The sequence below is a fragment of the Aeromonas sp. 600282 genome (genome assembly GCF_049175755.1).
In the GTDB taxonomy this organism is placed as follows: Bacteria; Pseudomonadota; Gammaproteobacteria; order Enterobacterales; family Aeromonadaceae; genus Aeromonas; species Aeromonas veronii_A.
Window position 1 is genome coordinate 1 of record NZ_JAAKVR010000031.1, and the last position, 17,603, is coordinate 17,603.

The 17,603-nt window shown below is 49.9% G+C and carries 9 protein-coding genes and 1 pseudogene; 6 read left to right on the plus strand and 4 right to left on the minus strand.

Going from position 1 to position 17,603, the window contains the following annotated elements; genetic code table 11:
• The first annotated feature begins 84 nt into the window (after positions 1-84).
• The 5 genes from G5137_RS20280 to dndE all read left to right on the plus strand — a co-directional run bounded on the left by G5137_RS20280 (position 85) and on the right by dndE (position 6,880).
• On the plus strand, positions 85-1,674 hold the full coding sequence (locus G5137_RS20280) for a DNA phosphorothioation-associated putative methyltransferase (protein ID WP_421255879.1): 1,590 nt from the start codon (positions 85-87) through the stop codon (positions 1,672-1,674).
• Between the two features lie 134 nt (positions 1,675-1,808).
• Complete coding sequence (dndB, locus tag G5137_RS20285; RefSeq protein WP_041209432.1) at positions 1,809-2,894, plus strand: DNA sulfur modification protein DndB; 1,086 nt, start codon at positions 1,809-1,811, stop codon at positions 2,892-2,894.
• Entirely contained in the window at positions 2,891-4,525 is a 1,635-nt protein-coding gene (gene dndC, locus G5137_RS20290; protein WP_421209238.1) for a DNA phosphorothioation system sulfurtransferase DndC, read from the plus strand. Before dndB ends, dndC begins: the two co-directional genes overlap by 4 nt.
• Positions 4,515-6,533: a DNA sulfur modification protein DndD gene (gene dndD, locus G5137_RS20295; protein WP_216979221.1), complete on the plus strand. Its 2,019-nt coding sequence runs from the start codon at positions 4,515-4,517 to the stop codon at positions 6,531-6,533. The genes dndC and dndD overlap by 11 nt, the downstream gene beginning before the upstream one ends.
• On the plus strand, positions 6,533-6,880 hold the full coding sequence (dndE, locus tag G5137_RS20300) for a DNA sulfur modification protein DndE (RefSeq protein WP_216979222.1): 348 nt from the start codon (positions 6,533-6,535) through the stop codon (positions 6,878-6,880). Before dndD ends, dndE begins: the two co-directional genes overlap by 1 nt.
• 308 nt (positions 6,881-7,188) lie before the next feature.
• Here dndE and G5137_RS20305 read toward each other — a convergent pair whose 3' ends face one another.
• From G5137_RS20305 to dptF, 4 genes are read right to left on the minus strand one after another with little or no spacing between them, the layout of a single operon-like run.
• On the minus strand, positions 7,189-8,937 hold the full coding sequence (locus G5137_RS20305) for a DUF262 domain-containing protein (protein WP_421209237.1): 1,749 nt from the start codon (positions 8,935-8,937) through the stop codon (positions 7,189-7,191).
• Positions 8,938-8,952: 15 nt separating this feature from the next.
• On the minus strand, positions 8,953-14,064 hold the full coding sequence (gene dptH / locus G5137_RS20310; protein WP_421255880.1) for a DNA phosphorothioation-dependent restriction protein DptH: 5,112 nt from the start codon (positions 14,062-14,064) through the stop codon (positions 8,953-8,955).
• Entirely contained in the window at positions 14,045-15,373 is a 1,329-nt protein-coding gene (gene dptG, locus G5137_RS20315) for a DNA phosphorothioation-dependent restriction protein DptG (protein ID WP_407958481.1), read from the minus strand. Before dptG ends, dptH begins: the two co-directional genes overlap by 20 nt.
• 2 nt (positions 15,374-15,375) lie before the next feature.
• A complete protein-coding gene (gene dptF, locus G5137_RS20320) occupies positions 15,376-16,995 on the minus strand; it encodes a DNA phosphorothioation-dependent restriction protein DptF (RefSeq protein WP_421231551.1) in 1,620 nt (539 codons plus the stop codon).
• A gap of 381 nt (positions 16,996-17,376) precedes the next feature.
• On the opposite strand from dptF, the pseudogene G5137_RS20325 reads away from it, so the two are divergent.
• Positions 17,377-17,603, plus strand: a pseudogene (locus G5137_RS20325) (IS3 family transposase); the annotation flags it as partial.

The following is a 17,603-nucleotide window of genomic DNA, read 5'->3' on the forward strand; positions in this document are numbered from 1 at the left end:
CACCACAATAATGGGATACCGCCAGCAAAAGCCGAAGATCGGCCTAACCAAGTGTCCGGATTTAGTTGACCACTACATCCCCGCATGATTGGCTTCAAAGCCTCGTGGGAACGGCTTATCGCAAGACACGGCTACCAACTGGTTGATGGGCGCCTGTTTCGCATCTCCGCCCTGCCGCCCGAAGAGGGTGGCCCACAAATTGATCGCCATAAAACCGCGCTGGTTCGTCATGAACTCTCGGCCCCCATGAAGATGCTGGCACGCCATGGTTATCTCAACGGCGACTATGCGCTGTTTGATTACGGTTGCGGCCGAGGGGATGACCTGCGGGAATTCGAAGCACACGGTATTGACGCGCTGGGCTGGGACCCGAACTTTCGCCCGGATGGCGAGAAGGTGGTCTCCCATCTGGTCAATCTCGGTTTTGTGATCAACGTGATTGAGGATCAAGATGAGCGAATGGAGGCACTGCTCGGCGCCTGGGAGCTGACCCAAACCCTGCTGGTCGTCTCGGCCATGCTGGCCAACGACAGCTTTATTGCCCAGTTCACCCCTTATAAAGATGGCGTCATCACCTCGCGCAACACCTTTCAGCGCTACTACAACCAAAGCGAGCTCAAGCACTACATAGACAAAACACTGGATGAAAATGCCATCGCCGTTGGGCCCGGCATCTTTTACGTGTTCAAAGACAAGCTCGAAGAGCAACGCTTTTTGGCACAGCGTCAACGCCGAAGCCACAGCTGGCAGCAGCTGACCTCGCCCACCCCCAACAATCAGGCCGCAGCAGCACTACTGATCACTCGTCATCAAACGCTGTTTGAAGCCTTCTGGCAGCGGGCGCTGACCCTTGGGCGAATCCCGGCCAATGACGAGTTTGAACAAAGCGACGAGTTAAGAGATATAGCAGGCAGTCATCGCAAAGCCATGACCCTGCTTGGCCAGCATTTTGACCTTGCCCAGTTAAAGCAGGCCGAGCTGGAGCGGCAGCAAGATTTGCTGGTCTACCTGGCGCTCAACCTGTTTGGCAAACGCCAAGCCTATACCCAGTACCCCAGCGAGCTGCAGCGGGATATCAAAGCCTTTTTCGGTGGCAACCCGCAGGCACAGCAGGCAGCCAAAACGCTGCTCTACCAGATTGCGGATATCGCCCTCATCAACCAGGCCTGCGAGCTGGCCCATCAACAGCTACCCAACAGCCTGCTCTATCCTGGCCATTCACTGCTACTGCACAAATGCTTTGTTGCGCAATTACCGCCGCTGCTGCGTGTCTACCTCGGCGCGGCCTGCCAGCTCTACGGTGACTTGACCGATATCGACGTGATCAAGCTGCACATCCGCTCCGGCAAGGTGAGCCTGATGGGGTATGACGACTTCAGCAAACCCATCCCCCATCTGGTGGAGCGGGTCAAGATCAAGATGGCCGATCAGGAGGTCAACTTCTTTGACTACATCAATGAGCAGACCCGGCCGCCACTGCTCAACAAAAGCTATCTGATGGCACCGGATGATCCGAGCTTCAAGGCACAACGAGCATTGGAGCAAAGATTGAGCAAACTGCTTGGGATGGACCTGGAAACAGAGCATCACTTGAGTCGCCAACAATATGAATCAGCTCTCAAAGAGCAAAAAAGGCGAATTTCAGGCTTTCGTATTTGTAGCGTAAAAGAGTAAAATCAGCGCCCCAAAATAACGTAAAAACTACTTATTCCTCGCTAAAACATAATCCACAGTCTTATAACAACATGTGATTACGTTAATTTTGACGTAAATCTAGACTTGAATCAGGACTAGCCAGGAGCATCATCATGAACCACTTCGACGCTGACTACTGCTACTCATTCCCCGCAGTGCGTGGGATACAAGCCGGTCGCCCCTTCTATATCGCGACCTGCCCGATGCGCATCATCCCCAAAATTTTCAACTTCGATGAGAGCGAAGTCCCCCCTGAATTGCGGGCTCAACGCACATTGAACAAATCTCGGATCCCGGAAATGGTGCGATACCTCTTGGAGAATCCCAAGGATTACGTATTCTCTGCCTTGACTGCGTCAATTGCTGTTGACGTCGAGTTTGCTGAACACCCCGGCTCCAACAACCTGGGCACTTTACGAGTGCCCATGGATGCACAGATCCTGATCAACGATGGTCAGCACCGCCGTAAAGCTATCGAAGAGGCGTTGGTAGAGCGCCCCGAACTGGGTCAGGACAACATCCCTGTCTTGTTCTTTGTCGATGAAGGGTTAACCCGAAGCCAGCAAATGTTTGCTGATCTCAACAAGTACGCGGTCAAACCCAGTCCGTCACTGTCAACGCTCTATGACCATAGAGATCAAGGCTCTGAGCTTGCTCGCCATTTGGCTACTAGCATGGAGCCCTTCGTCGGGCTTACTGAGATGGAAAAGTCGAGCATCTCCCAGCTCTCCAGCAAGCTCTTCACCTTAAGTAGCATCAAGCAGGCAACTCGGGCCCTACTGGGCAAGGGGCCTAAAGAGGGCTGCACAGATGAAGAGGCCAAGCTTGCTGCTCTCTATTGGAAAGCGGTCTACGACCAGATGCCGGATTGGCAGATGGCCAGTCGAAAAGAAGTATCGCCAGCCCAACTCCGGCAGGAGTATGTCCATGCTCACGGCGTGGGCCTGCAAGCTCTCGGTATGCTCGGCCGCTTTTTGATAAGCGAGCATCCTGATACCTGGCAAGCAGACCTTGGTAAGCTCAAGACCATTGATTGGCGCAAAACCAACCCGGAATGGATTCGCAGAACCATGTCACATGGCAAGCTAAGCAAATCCACCACAGCGCTCCAGCTTACCTGTAACGCCCTTAAAACATCACTCAACCTTCCCCTCACCCCCGAGGAGAAGGTACTTGAAGCTCAGGTTGTCTCTCAATGAACCCCTTGATTCAGGCCCATGATCTGGCCGATTACGAAGATTTCATCAATACCGAGCCCTTTGCCGGCCGCCCACTGGCCGAGTATGTAGCTGAAGTACAACGTATCTACTGCGCTGACAAACGACCCTGGGTCATTGGTTATAGCGGAGGTAAAGACTCTTCTGCTGTGCTGACGCTGGTCTATCTGGCACTGCTGGGGTTACCGCCCGAAATGCGCCACAAAGATGTCTTTGTCGTGTCATCAGACACCCTGGTCGAGACCCCTGTTGTCGTCGATTTGATCATTCGGACCATGGATCAAATCGAAAAGGGCGCCAAACGCGATGCGTTACCCATTACCTCTCACCCTGTCGTACCCAAAACCCATGAGACGTTTTGGGTAAACCTGCTCGGCAAAGGCTACCCTGCCCCGACTCGCAGCTTTCGCTGGTGTACCGAGCGAATGAAGATCAACCCGGTCAGTGACTTTATCAAAGACAAGGTCAGCCAGTTTGAAGAGGTGATCGTTGTGCTCGGCTCTCGCAGCAGCGAGAGTGCTTCCCGTGCCCAGGTCATTGCCAAGCACAAGATTGATGGAACCCGTCTTGCCCGCCATACCACGCTGGCTAATGCCTTCATCTACACCCCTATCGACACTTGGGATGTTGAGGATGTCTGGAAACTGCTGCGCGGCGCCTTCAAATACGCGCCAGATGATGTGGAGGAGTGGGAAAATCCCTGGGGCGGCAATAACCGCCCGCTCTGGACTCTTTATATGGACTCCTCAGGTCAGGGTGAGTGTCCATTGGTCATTGATGACAGCACCCCCTCTTGTGGTAATTCACGCTTTGGGTGTTGGACCTGTACCGTGGTCACCAAAGACCGAGCCATGGAGAGCCTGATCCAAAACGGCGAAGACTGGATGATCCCCCTGCTCAAGTTTCGTAATCAGCTAGCTCTGACCACAGACCCTGCGCAAAAAGATACCTACCGTAACTACAAGCGCCGCACCGGCAAGGTGAGCTACCAATATGCCAAAGAGGGTGAAGAGCTTAGCGCAGAACGCAAGCACGTCCCCGGCCCTTATTGGCTGAAATACCGCCAAGAGTGGCTTAAAGAGCTGCTCGAGATGGAACGTGACCTCAACCTGCGTGGCCACACCATTACTCTGATCACCAAGCCGGAGCTGCATGCGATTCGCCAAGAGTGGTTAACTGACCCTAACGAACCGGATTGGAATGACTCACTGCCAGCTATATATCGGGAAGTGTATGGCGAAGACCTCGACTGGCTAATCGACGATCAGTCACGCTTTAACGCCAGCGATGCTGAGCTGCTGGCACAACTAAGCCAGGGCTATGATGTCGAGCCCGAGATGGTGATGAAGCTGATAGAGCTCGAAATATCCCTTGAAGGGCTTAGCCGCCGCCAAGGCGTCTTCGCCAAAATAGGAACCATCCTGAAACAGGATTGGGGCAGCCTCGAAGCCATAGAGCAGAAACAGGCACAATTACAAAAGCGCAATGAGCGCGATCTCTATCAAGAAGAAGTGGAACAAATTGAACAGTCGCTTGCTGAATTGCAAAAGCAATTGGCACAAGCCGACGATATGGCAGCACTGTTTAGTGAGGCAGTAAAAAATGATCATTAAGAAGTTAGTCTTGCATAACTTTCGTGTATTTCGTGGTCACCACGAAATAGAGCTGACCCCACAAAAACGCGAATATGAGCGACATGATAGGCCTATCGTGCTGTTTGGTGGCCTCAACGGCGCAGGCAAAACGTCGATTTTGTCAGCCATCCGTTTAGCACTATATGGACGTCTGGCCTTTGATAACCTCATCCACAATCAGGACTATATTGACCAACTTACTGCACTGATCCATAACGGCGTCAGCGTCTCTCAGCAACCTAAAGATGCCTCGATTGAACTCGTGTTTACCTATAACCAAGGGGGCACTGAGTCTGAATTTACCGTTATTCGCAGCTGGAATCGCAATAAAAAAGATAGGCTAAAACTGCTGCAAAACGGGGTCGAGCTGGACGAGCTTAACTATGAGCAGTGCCAGGGTTTTCTCAATGAGTTAATCCCGCACGGTATTGCTGATCTCTTCTTTTTTGATGGCGAGAAGATAGCCTCATTGGCAGAAGATGAATCGGGCAAGATTCTGCAGACCGCGGTACGCCGCCTGCTGGGCCTTGACCTGATCGCCAAACTGCGCACCGACCTTGGCATCTATTTAAAGCAGCAAGGAGCCAAAGAGCTGGGTACCCAACAACAGCACAAATTAGCCGAGCTGGAGCAGAATAAAAAGCAGTTTGCCAAACAGGCCGAGCATTATCGATTTGAAGCTGACTTGGTGATGGCAAGGATTGGCCTGATTACCCAGGATATTCAGAAATATGAAGCCATGCTGGCAGCACAAGGTGGTGCATTTGCGCGGACAAAAAATCAGGAGCAGCAGAAAGTTGCTGAACTGGTAAAAGAAAAAGAACAGCTTGAAAAGAGTCTGCGCCATGAATGTGATGGCTCCCTCCCCTTTGCACTGGCCCCCAACACCATGGCCAAACTGCAGCAACAGCTGGCCAAAGAAATAGAGATAAAAAGGGCTCGCAGCTTTTCCCAAGAGCTCCATATTTTTCTCGAACAGCTTAAAGCCAATATCGGCTTTAAAGGTAAAGAGACGCTGGCCATCACAACCCAGGCGATCGAAGAGCAGCTTGACAGCTTTATGGCCAACAAGCCGCAAGGTGAAGTCCTCTTTGATATCTCGGAGCGCGAGACTCACATCGTCATCGCGACAATCAGTGAGGATTGCCAACGGGCTTGGAACAAATTTGATGCACAGCGTCGTAAATTGGCCAAGGTTGAACATCAACTGGAACAAGCCGCCAGCAATATTGAGCGAGCACCGGATGATGAGCAGCTGATGGATATCTTCCAAACCCTACGAGAGATGGACAATCAACGGCAGGAAGAGCGCCACAAATACAAGGCTCTGCTGGAACAAGCCAAGCAAGCGGTAATGAGTCAACTGGATTGCGCCCGCCAGATCCAGAAATTGCACGATAAAGCCAGAGAACAATATGGTGCTGTGAGTGCAGTGCAATATGCCAATGAGACCATCAGTTTGCTGGATGAATACAGCGATGTATTGACCCAGGCCCGGGTTAAAACGCTGGAGCAGAATTTTGAAGTGGCCTACCGAAAATTGGCTAGAAAAGAAGATCTGCAGATTAAAGCCAGGATCAATCCTCACACCTTTGATGTGGAGCTGGTAGACGAAGCTGGGATTGCTATCAATAGAAAGTCGCTCTCTGCCGGTGAGAAGCAAATTTATGCCATCGCGATCCTGGAAGCCTTGGCTAAAACATCTGGTAGACAACTGCCGGTCATTATTGATACCCCGCTGGGGCGCCTTGACTCACATCATAGAGACAAGCTGATTCATCACTACTTCCCCTATGCCAGTCATCAGGTGATATTACTGTCGACTGATACCGAAGTGGATGAACGCTATTTTGCCAGTGCTCTTGCTGATGATATCTCTCATGCCTATCAGATCCGCTTTGATGCGCTGACCAAGTCATCAAAACTGACCAAGGGCTATTTCTGGAAAGAGAGTCCTGTCCAAGTGCAAGCCAAGGAGGTTTGTTAATGCTCCCGAATCGCATGCAGCTTACCCGCCAAACGGAAGAGCAGCTTAAACGACTTAAAGCCAATACAGGGATCACGCCCAATGTGGCCGCACGTCTGGCTTTTTTCCGCTCAGTGGAAACTGATTTTCGCTACCACCCTGATCATAAAAAGCTGGATGGCAACCTGGTACTCGACAAAATCACCTGGCTGGGAGAAACACTGGTTGTTACCGAGCTCACCCTCCAGATGATTTATCCTGACCTGGATCATAAAGAGTGGATAAAAGCCTGGGCTGCTCATGTGGAAGATGGTATAGCTTCACTACGTAATCACCGTAGTCTAAGCGATTTTACCAAAGCCATATGACTGAAAAAAAACGTAAAAATCTTCCATGGACGGAAGATGAATACAGATTAGCCTTGATTGTTTATCAGGATCTTAAGCGTTGTGGAGAGAAAATTAGTGCTAGCAACCCCAAAGTTGTTGCACTTAGTCAACTACTCCAAGTACTCGATATCTATCCAAGATCAGAGAGAGGCGAAAATTTCCGGGAGCCTGATGGTGTCAGGTCCCGGATTTCATATTTTAAGCGAATGGATGATGGTGAATCATATAGTGATCGAGAAATGCAGTTTCAAGTATGGAAAAAATATTACAAGTCGGGATTATGATATTTATAGCATCCATATTTTTGGTGCTGCATTTGCGATCATCTCACCTCTTTCCACGATCCAGGCAACACTCCACATTTGTCCGCTGTTAAATTTTTCATATATTTTCTTGGTTTCTGGGAATACAGAGCCCTTATATTCGATGACTTTATCAATGAAAACTTTATTTTTTATTGATTGATTTATAGATTTATTTAACAGAGTCATATTACCAATGCAATAGATGAAGTCATTTATTTGCGTCCCTTCAGAAGGATGAAAAACCCCCTCTTTTTTCCATAATTCAGGCTGTTGTGGAATAACATGTTCTAAATGTACTTCGGAATAATTAGGGATTGACTCACCATTAGCATGCCAAATATAGAATTTTGATAGAATATATTTTGCCAGCTGGTTATCTTGAGTTTTGAATTTTTTCATCGCCTCAATAAATGCGTCATCACCGATTTTATCTTTATGAGCATAGAAGGGCATTAACACATCATTAAGTGTAGCTTCTTCTTTTTTCATCTCTCGGATAACAGAGTCAAATACCTTTTTTGCACCACCGACAGAATAATCGCCAATTGTGATCCATCTAAAGAGAAATGAAAGACTAACCCGAGTTATTTCCTCTAAAAATTCCGGTCTATTATTTATAGTGTACATAATTAATGGGTAGCAGGTAGTGTACTTCATTGTATTTATTTCACCACAGAACCCAAGATACTTTTCTTTATTATGCTTACATTCAGGAAAAGCAAGATTTTCTGCTGCATATTCTGAAAATTGACTCGCTTTCTCTAACAAATCGCCTGAAAATGAATCAACATCTATATTCTTACTATCAATATATTTGCTAATATACTTGTAGAGTTCTTTCTTAGTTGTATTTATGCCTCTTATTGCCTCCCAATACACTCGAAGAAAATCCACAGGTGATAAACGACTAGACTCAACTAGATTTATCATGTCATCCCAATTTGCAAGCAATCGATCACTCTGCTCTTCATCACCAGCAGACTTCATCAATATTTTGTTTTTAACTAAATCCGATACACTTAAATCCATCCCTTTTGAATTCAATGACTCAAATAATAAAAATGCGTCATAGTCTGTCTTCACTTCTATAGTTATGAACTTTAATTTCTTAACCATATGAACAAGCAGACTATTTAGCTTAGAGATCGCGTCATCTCCAGTAATAGTATCTTTAATTAAAGAAAAGAATGTTTTCTTTGTTTTAATCAATCGTTTATCTGATTTGTTAATTCTTAATTGCTCATCACTATGAAGAACATCATCTAAGTTTCTTACTATATGCTGAAAGCATACATTATCTTTCTTATTTAATTTTAGGAAATAATTATCAGGTTCACTCGCCTCTCTAAGTCTATTGATCGCAATAGTCGTAATTCTGTTGGCCTTTTCGAGATTTTCCTTATTTCTTGGTGTGTCTTTAAATATTTCTGGATAGCTAGGAAATGCTTTTGATATTGACACAATGACGGCAAATAAAATTGAAAAAGTAGCTAATCGTTGTTGACCATCCACTATGTCAAATAAATCATCTTTAGTATCATTTTTTTTAAGAACTATCGTTCCCATAAAATATTCAGAAGACTGATCATGAGCATTATTAAGATCAACCCAAAGAGTTTCCACCTCATTTGGAGACCAAGAATAATCTCGTTGATAATCAGGAACAACATAACTAGTCTCAAGACCAGATAGGATTTTTTCAAGATTTTTACTTTCAGGTATTATTTCCATTTTTCACACCAAATATTAATTATTAATTATTTCCCAAAACGCTCTATCCCGCATCATAGAAACCTTTTTATCTCCATCGATATAGAGACTAAAGTGTTTATCTAGCTTGCGGATGGTTTCCATTAATTGTTCTTGCTCGGTCTTATCATCTTTATTAAAGATGGCCTTGATATCGGCATTCTTGATCTCGGCAACGCGATGCACCACCCAGGTCAAAATATAAGAGCCGTAGTTGTTTTCCCCGGTTTTAAAGTGATTCAAGTCCTGGGTTGAGAGGATCACCCCCACCCCATACTCACGCCCCTCTTTCAGGATCTTGCGCAGACTGGGGAAGTCCTGCGACATGAAGTTGTCGGCCTCGTCGACCAGGATCATCTTGGTTATCTGGCGATAATCGCCGTTGACTTGCGGCTTGCCGCGTTTTTGCATCTGCGAATAGAAAAGATCCAGCGTCAGGGCTACCACCAGGTTCTGGATCTGGGGTGAGTAGCCCGCTAGCTCGATCACCGTCACACCATCGAGCAATTCATACAGGGAGCTCACCTTATCCGGCATGGTTTCAAAGATCTCGTAAGTGACCAGTGAGTCAAGCGCCGCGTAGAGAGAGTCCTCCTCCACCTTTTCCTGCTCAAGATAGAGATCCCACACCTGAGCCAAGGTGGGTGCAGGCCTTGACCAGGTGCTGGCGTCAGACCTGCTGATCCCCGACAGATCATAGGCATCGAGGATCAACTTGCGCAGCCGTAGCTGCTGCTTAGGCCCGAGGCCGAAGGCTTTGGCCAGGGTCTCGGCAAACCCGGTCGCGGTATGCACCGGCAACATCGGCATATCACCATAGAGCGAGAGCGGATTGTACGGCAAGCGATACAACCGCAGCCGCTTGCTCTGATTGGCCTCACTAAAGGCATCATCCACATAGTCAGATTTGTAATCGAAGATCAGCAGGCCGATCCGTGCGCCCTCGACGTTATTGTCTTGCTGGCGCATCAGCTGGGTGATCAGCGACTTGGTAAACTGGGTTTTGCCGGTGCCCATGGTGCCAATTATGCCGGTATTGGTATTCATAAAACGGGCGGTATTGGTGGGCTCCCAATAGAGCGGCGTTTGCCGAAGCGCCTCGTGGCCAAACAGGATACGCATGGGCTCGGTCAGCTTGCCGGTCGGCTCGTCTTCCATTGCAACAGGGGGAACCGGACCGGAGTTTTGGGTATCAGTGGTTGGTGCCACTGGCGCCATATCCACCGCCTGATTGCCCCCTTCTGTTGGCTGCGGGTGAGAGCCAGATTCAGGCCCTGCCACCTCTTCTCTGGGCCCCAGCAGATATTGTTTGTCTACATGGCACAGGGTCACCAGCTCATCAAGCGCAGGAGCGCTGCTGGCCTGAATAAGGCTACCCAGCAAGGCGTAGGGCAGTTCAACCTGCAATACGCCCCGCTCGGTCATCTGGTAGTGAGGCACAAAGAAGCTGTCGTTTTCGATATGGGCGACCACAAAGCCTTCGGGATAGTCGGGCACGCTGGCCAGGGTATATTCCCCTTTGAGCCACCACTCCCGCTCGGTCAACAACGGTGCAAGCTGCGCTGGCTGCATCACCTGATAGAGGCAAAGCTTGTCGACCTGCATCAGCACCTGGCGAATAAAGAGACCACGGTAGAGCCGTGCGGCCAGAGTGTTGGGGCCAAGTACTTCTTCCATCAGGTAACGTTTAAGCTCCAGCGCCTGTTGCCCGGCATAGGCAAAGTCAGGTCTGACACCGGTCTTGACCTCCAGAGGCAGCAGATAGAGTTGCTTGCCCTTGAAGCCGACAAAGAGCACGTCATCGGAAATGGCCCCTTTGCGATACCCATGCACCTGACGGGAGAACTCGCTGTCGCTCATCTTGAGGCCAACATTGCCGGAGACGCGGATCATCTCGGCCACGGAGAGGGGGACCCAGCAGATATCGGATTGCCGCAACAAGGCCGAGACAAACTTGTAAGCACCGATGATGCCGTTCTTTTCTTTGCGCTCCTTGTCGTTGGCCGTGAGCATCTTGAGCAGCCACTCGCCGTTGAAGGCATTGAATTCGGAGAGCAGCGTCTCCCCTTGTCCGTGACCCTCTTTTTGCAGCAAGCGTTTAAAGAGGTCTACCTGCTTGGTCACCGTGATGGCGTCATAACCGGCCGCACTGGTGTATTGATCCGAGTAGTGGATCAGCACCACATCCTGCTGACTGGTAAAGAAATCTAGAGTCACCTTGGGATCGATGATGGTGGTCCACAGTGCGCTGTCATAAGAGCGGGTCAGCAGTGCCTTGAAATCAGCACTGACCGCCAGCCCCAGGCTGGTTTCCAGATACTGGGCATTGCTCTGGCTGGCCGGTTGCCACAGGTTGCCCAACAGGCGGGCCACCCGCAGCGACTGCACCCCTTGATAGGGCACGCCACGCAAACCAAAGGCGGTGAAATAGGCCGCCCCTTTAGTTTCGGCCGCTTCCCCGGCGATCAAACCATCACACAACACACCACTCAGTGCCTCATCGGTATTGATGGGATGGCACTCTACCGGCTCCTGGTTGCGGAAGAACGCCAGATGGGCATAGGCAAACTGCTCGCGCTCATTTGGCAGGGTGAACTTGCTGTAGGTCAAACGGCTGCGGATAAGGTCGATCAACATATCGGCCTCAGCACGCAGCGCAGTGGTGTTCAAGCCAAGCCAGGCTTTCAGCTCGTCATAAGCGGCCGTTTCGGCAAAGCGGTCGAAGTCATTGAATTGCAACCGCTCATCGTAGAAGTTCACATGAATGGCGATCGCCTGCTCTTTGTGCAGCTTGAAGTGTTCGATCAAACCGAGGAAGAGCTCTGCCGCACTCGCCTGATTGATGGCATTGACGATCAGGGTGCTCTTGGCCCCGGCACTGAACAGCCGGGAATAGGCCTGGGTAAACTCGGCCAGTTTGTCGCGCACCAGACGCTTGATGTAGCTGTAGCTCTCCTGCTTTTGTGGCACTACATCGAGCCAGAAGCTGTTCTCCCGCACCGGCAGCAAATGGGCGTAACCAGAGTCATTGTCATAGACGAAAGGCAGCAAGCCAGATGCCACCAGGCGCTCGCGGGTCACCTCTGGCAATTCGGCAAAAGAGCTGACGCCATCTTCATCGCGATCGGCTTTTATCTCGGCCACCAGTTGCAGGTGATAGGCAAGTACCAAGGGGTGCAGCGGGCTAAGGCGGTGCCACTCATCCTGGCGGCACAGACCGATGCGCATCAACTGTTTGTGCTCGAGCGCCAACACCGCATTGGTCGGTATCTCGCTTAATGCCGCTTCGTAGGCATCCAGCACCCGCTGCACCAGGGCGCAATAGCTGTCACCCCAGGCCACCAGGCTCGGCAAGGTTTTATGGTGTTGCAGATAGTCAAACAGGGCGGCATAAGCGCCATGCAAATCAGGGAACCTTGCACTAATCGCCGCAAGTGGCATTGGATCGGCAGTCAGACCGATATACAAGGCCCGTTCATCAACAATCCTAGCTTCGAGGTTCAGCAGCTGCTGGCGGATCCCGGCCACACCACTTTCGCTGTTATCGAAAATGATCTTGCCTTTGGCCCGCAGATACTCGGCATTACGGTCATCTCTGAGCAGCTTGGCGAAACGGTCCCGGTCAAACAGCAGCGGAACGCAAATACTCTCATCGGCGGCCGGGCCTTCAATATTGATGGGCAAGCGACGCTCGCCATTGACCAGCTCAAACTGGATTTGTTCGCTCTGCTCGGCCAGCGCATCAAAGTTCACCCAGCCACAGGCGCTGCAGTCCACTTCGCCCTCATCGTCAACCAGATGCATGATGGCGTCTTGCTCTGGGTTGACCTTGAACTTGTTCTCTTCCAGCAGCAGGGTCAGCCACTTCTTGCCCGCATCAACTCGGAAGCAGTGCAGCAACTCATCGAAATAGAAATCCCCCTGCTCTACCACTAGACAGCGGAACTTGTACTCTTCGGAGCGGTTATCGCGTTTAAGCTCAAGGCTAAAAAAGGTGGGTTCTCCTGTGACGGGCAAGGTCACCGTCGCCCAGCAACGTTTACCACCGACACGGCTGACAGAATAAGTGACCGCATTTTTGAGCGGCCCATTGTGCATCAGTTTGAACTGGCTCTCGTCCAGATCATTACCGATGAAGGTCAAAGAGAGGTTGAGGGTTTTCTCTCCCGGCGGGAGCTGGATCAGCAGACTCAGGTCACGTTGTCCCGCCTTGCTCTGGCTTTTGGCTCTTTGTTGCAGTGAACCACTGTCAACGGCCACCTCTTCCAATAGCAACTTTTGCGCTTTGTTGGCGTCAATCTCTTTGAGGTAGGCCTCGAATTCCAGATCACGCCAGCTCTCATCCTGAAAATGCTGGCGGATAAACTTGGCGCTGAACTCTTTCAGGACACTCTCGAGCTGATCGAGATCATAATGCTCAACCGCATCTTCAATCTCGCGTCGCAGCTTACGGTTTGCTTGGAGCCGCTTGCTGATCTGGGCCTTCTTGCCACTCCAGCTCAAAATGACCGGGTCATTGAATAGCTGAAGCTCATCAAACTCCAGAACACCATCTTGATCAAGTGCACTAAACAGAGGAGCAAAACCAAATACAGTCGCCCCCTCTTCGGTGATGAGGGCCAGTTGCTCTTCAAGCAGGCAGGCTGACAGCTCCTTGTTACTGCTGCCAACATCAATCAGCGCGCCAAGCTGCTGCGAGAGACTATCCGGATGCCAGACAGCACCGGGCGCCCCCAAATCAAGCGCACTGTTGATCAGAGTATCCAGCATGCTGTTGTGGATAATGAGCAGGGCAGCTTTTTCAAATTCTGCACTGCGCCCTGCGACCAGATCACGCAAACGGGAAATGTAGTTTTCGGTAAATCCCGGAGCCTCACCATGCAACACAGGTAAAACCCGCACGCCATTGCACTCTACGTATGGCAGGTCAATGCCATCGGCCGTAGCAAGAGTATTTGTGGCAGCAAAGGTCACCAGTGACTGATAGAGCACCAGACCGTTTTCTGCACTGGGGGATTTGAACTGGTAACGAGAGCCGGGTTCAATGTCGGCACTGACCCACTCGATGAAACGTTCGGCCAGAAAATGCTCAAAGGGTCTTGCGGACATATACGGCGTCTCCACTGTCACTCATTCGTTCTACATTGCCCATGCGCTCATAGAAGCTGACCAGTTGCTGCAATGACTGGTTATCAAGATAAAAACCGCGCTGCTCGAAGCCTTTGCGCAGATCGTGCAGGCGCAGCTTGTCGGCCTTGCCGATGGTGAGATTGGTCAACAGCAACAGCTGATCCTGATTCAGCACCAGAGTGCGGCCAGCGGCCCCCCGTGCCTGAATAAAATCACTGAGCAGCTTCTCCTCCAGCTCTTTGACATATTTCTTGTTCACGCCGCCACGGGAGGTATTGGCATCACGGAATTGCTCCAGAGCCAACTCTTTGAGCTGCTCAAAGGCTTCTGCCACGCTGTTTGTGAGAGGGCGCTCAGGCCGTAACCCACGCTTCTCTCTAAAGGCCTGCAGATAGTTGTTCAAATCTTCCAGCAACTGAGTCTGGTCAGCATATTGCGTGGCATCGTGATAAACCTGCCAAAGCGGTCTTTTCTTGGCATCCCCTGGCAACTGGAGCACGTCAAGGGCGGAAAGCAGCGGGAAAACCCGCTCGCTGGCAGCAGCCAGCAGCTTGTAGCCAGAACGTTTTACCGAAGTACGTTCAGAGCTGGCCTTTTCCGAATCGAGAATAAAGTAGAGAGGCTTGCTTTGGGGCTCATGTTGCCAATCGGTCACATTCAGTGCCAGCTGAGCACAGTAAGCAAAGGCATACAGCTTGAGCGTGCCAGGCAAGGCTTGCAGCAGATACTGGGGATGCGCAGCCAAAAAGCGAATATCTTCACGAAATACGGCATTCAAAAAAGGTAGATAAGGTTGCTCATCCTCATTTTTTACCAAGCTGCCGCTTTGCAGCCTGCCTTGCAAAACGGACAACAGTTCTTGCTCGACAAAGTTGAGCTTGTCATCGAGCGCATCTTCCAGGAAGAAATCCCCCAACAGACCTGCAAACAATTTGCACAACCGCGTATCTGGTGCGCTGAGATCGGCTTGCCCACTCTTCTTCCCTTTGGCCTTGAACAACAGGAACAGCGGTGAAATATGAAAGAGTGCATCATTTGAAAAATAGGCTCGCTCAAGCACCTGCCAAAAATCAGGATCGTCGAGCTTGCCTGCAAACCGGGCTTTGCACTCCTCCTTAAACTGCTCGAATTCATAGGCCGTCACCTGCTTGCGCAAGGAAAGCCCGAGCACGACACCTGTCACGGTATCCCAGTCAAACTCATTGCCTTTGTTGCGAATGGGCCAGTAGTTGGTGAGCTTGTTTTTATCAACCGGAGCTAATCCGACAGGAATTGGATACAGAGACATGGCTATCTGGTTCCTTCTACAGTGATCATGCCGTCATCCAAACCAAGACGGTAATGCTGATCACCTTCGTAATAGTGAAGAACAGGGCTCTTTTTAGCGACAGCGCGGATTTGCTCAACCATCTCATCAAGCAACACGATGGCATTCTTGTCGTACTTGTTTGGTCGATAGCCATTGTTGAGCTTGCAGATCAGCTCAAACAGATTGAGGTTGATTGCCATTGGTGCCAAGGGCTGATCATCAACCTTCAGATAGGCGCTGAAATGATCGTGTTTCTCGACATGCTGACGCTGAATTGCGCTGTAATCAGCTTTCAGCTCGACAGGTGCCGCGACATGACACTGGCCAAATTGACCAAGAGAAAGCTCTCGCTTTGACAACTCAGGGGCATTGCGGTTGGCATACACAAAAATGGCCGGGATCAGCGCTTTCACATAGAAATTGCGCAAGGCCAGCTGGCTTCCACCCTCCCCAAGATACTGACTATGCTGCAGCCAGACAGTGGCATAGTGTTCAAGTACCTGCTCTTCAAAATCGACTTTGAATTGGTGATGGTAGTTATTGCCAAGGTCACAGTCCTTAAGCAGATAAAAAAGGCGCAGAAGGGATGCGGCTTGACCCGCTTTATCACGAGGCTCGTTGAATATGAGCCCCAGTTTTGCCAGCTCGTTCATAAAGGCATCCAGCGCCTCATCCGGTAGATTCAGCTCATAACGCAGCACAAACTGGTCTACCGCTTGGGTATGAATCAAGGCAGGATCAAAGTCAGCAAGACGCAGGCTTAGCTCGCTGTCTTTAGCCAGAAACAGGTTGTCAAAGAGGTAATGCTCCCCGGCCAGAAGCTGATGGAGCAGATCCAGCAAGGCGCGAGTCGTAATGAATTGATCCTTGATCAAACGGGTTTTGAACAGCGTGGTAATGATAATCTCTTGCACGTGCTCATTGGCCAACAGCCTGAAATTGGCGATGAGGCGCATGTCGCGTTGGCGTTGCTCATCTGCAAGGGCAATAGCATGAAACAGATTGTCATCGGTTGGCTGAGTTAACCGCTTGAGCAGTTGACGCATAAAGCTTGAATAGCTGCCAGCGTCATCATTAAAACGAAATTTTGGATAGGACTCGAAATCCAGAAAGTGATATGCCCCTTGCGTTCTCTCGCCACTATCCAAAAAACGCTCGATCACGCCACGCAACTCACTGTGCCGCTCAGCCCCTTCTTTGGCAAAGTTGGCCAGCATACCGATATTGATACCAACCACCAGGGGTTGAGCCCCGTCTCCTGCACGATCAAAGAGTTCGTTTAGCGCATCGATTGCTGATTGATGAGGCGAAAAGCTATGGGTTGCATCCAGATGGAAGGTATATCTGTTTTTATATTGGTCATAGCTACGTGACAATATTTCAGATTTGCCATCACCACTACTGCCGCATAAAAACACACATTCACCAGGCAGCAATGCACGGAGACACTTCTCAAAGTCATGCTCGATTTCGGGTGTAACGTAGAGATAATCCTTGAGGTCATCAAACAGATCTCTCTGACGTTGTGTTGTCGTCTTGACCGAGAAGGAAGAAGATTTAGCCAAAACCCCGAGGGCCTTGCGAAGGGAGATTGTGCTCACGGTATAACCCTATCATTTCATATCTGACAGATACTAACTGATTGAATCATTGGGAGACTACAAGAAAGGATGAGTCTTTGTATGAATCCTTGACGTTCGTCAAATCTGAACTCACATTTGTTTTTATCTTATACAGGCACATAGTCCACTTATTCAGCTATTAGTCTAAATTTCCCTCAGCACAAATAGCATTACTCTTGAGATTTTCTTGCCGTTTTTTCCCAAATCAACCTGTATGTCATTACCTCCTCTCTACCCCAGATGAACGCTACACTTGGTGCTTTCTAGCAGGCTGTAGTGGTCAACTAAATCCGGACACTTGGTTAGTGTCCCGTCCTGAATATGGTTTACACCTTTCCCCCCCAATAAATGGAGAACCCGATGGGACAAGGTGTGAAACGGACACAGCGCGATTACTCACTGACTTTTAAACTGGCACTGGTCGAGCAGATTGAAAAAGGCGAGCTCAGTTGCCAGCAAGCACAAGCCCGATATGGCATTCAGGGCAATTCGACCATTCTGGTATGGTTACGTAAACATGGTCGGCAAGATTGGAGCCAGGGGGCTTCTGTGCGCGCCGGCAGGAGCATCACCATGCCTGACCCCGA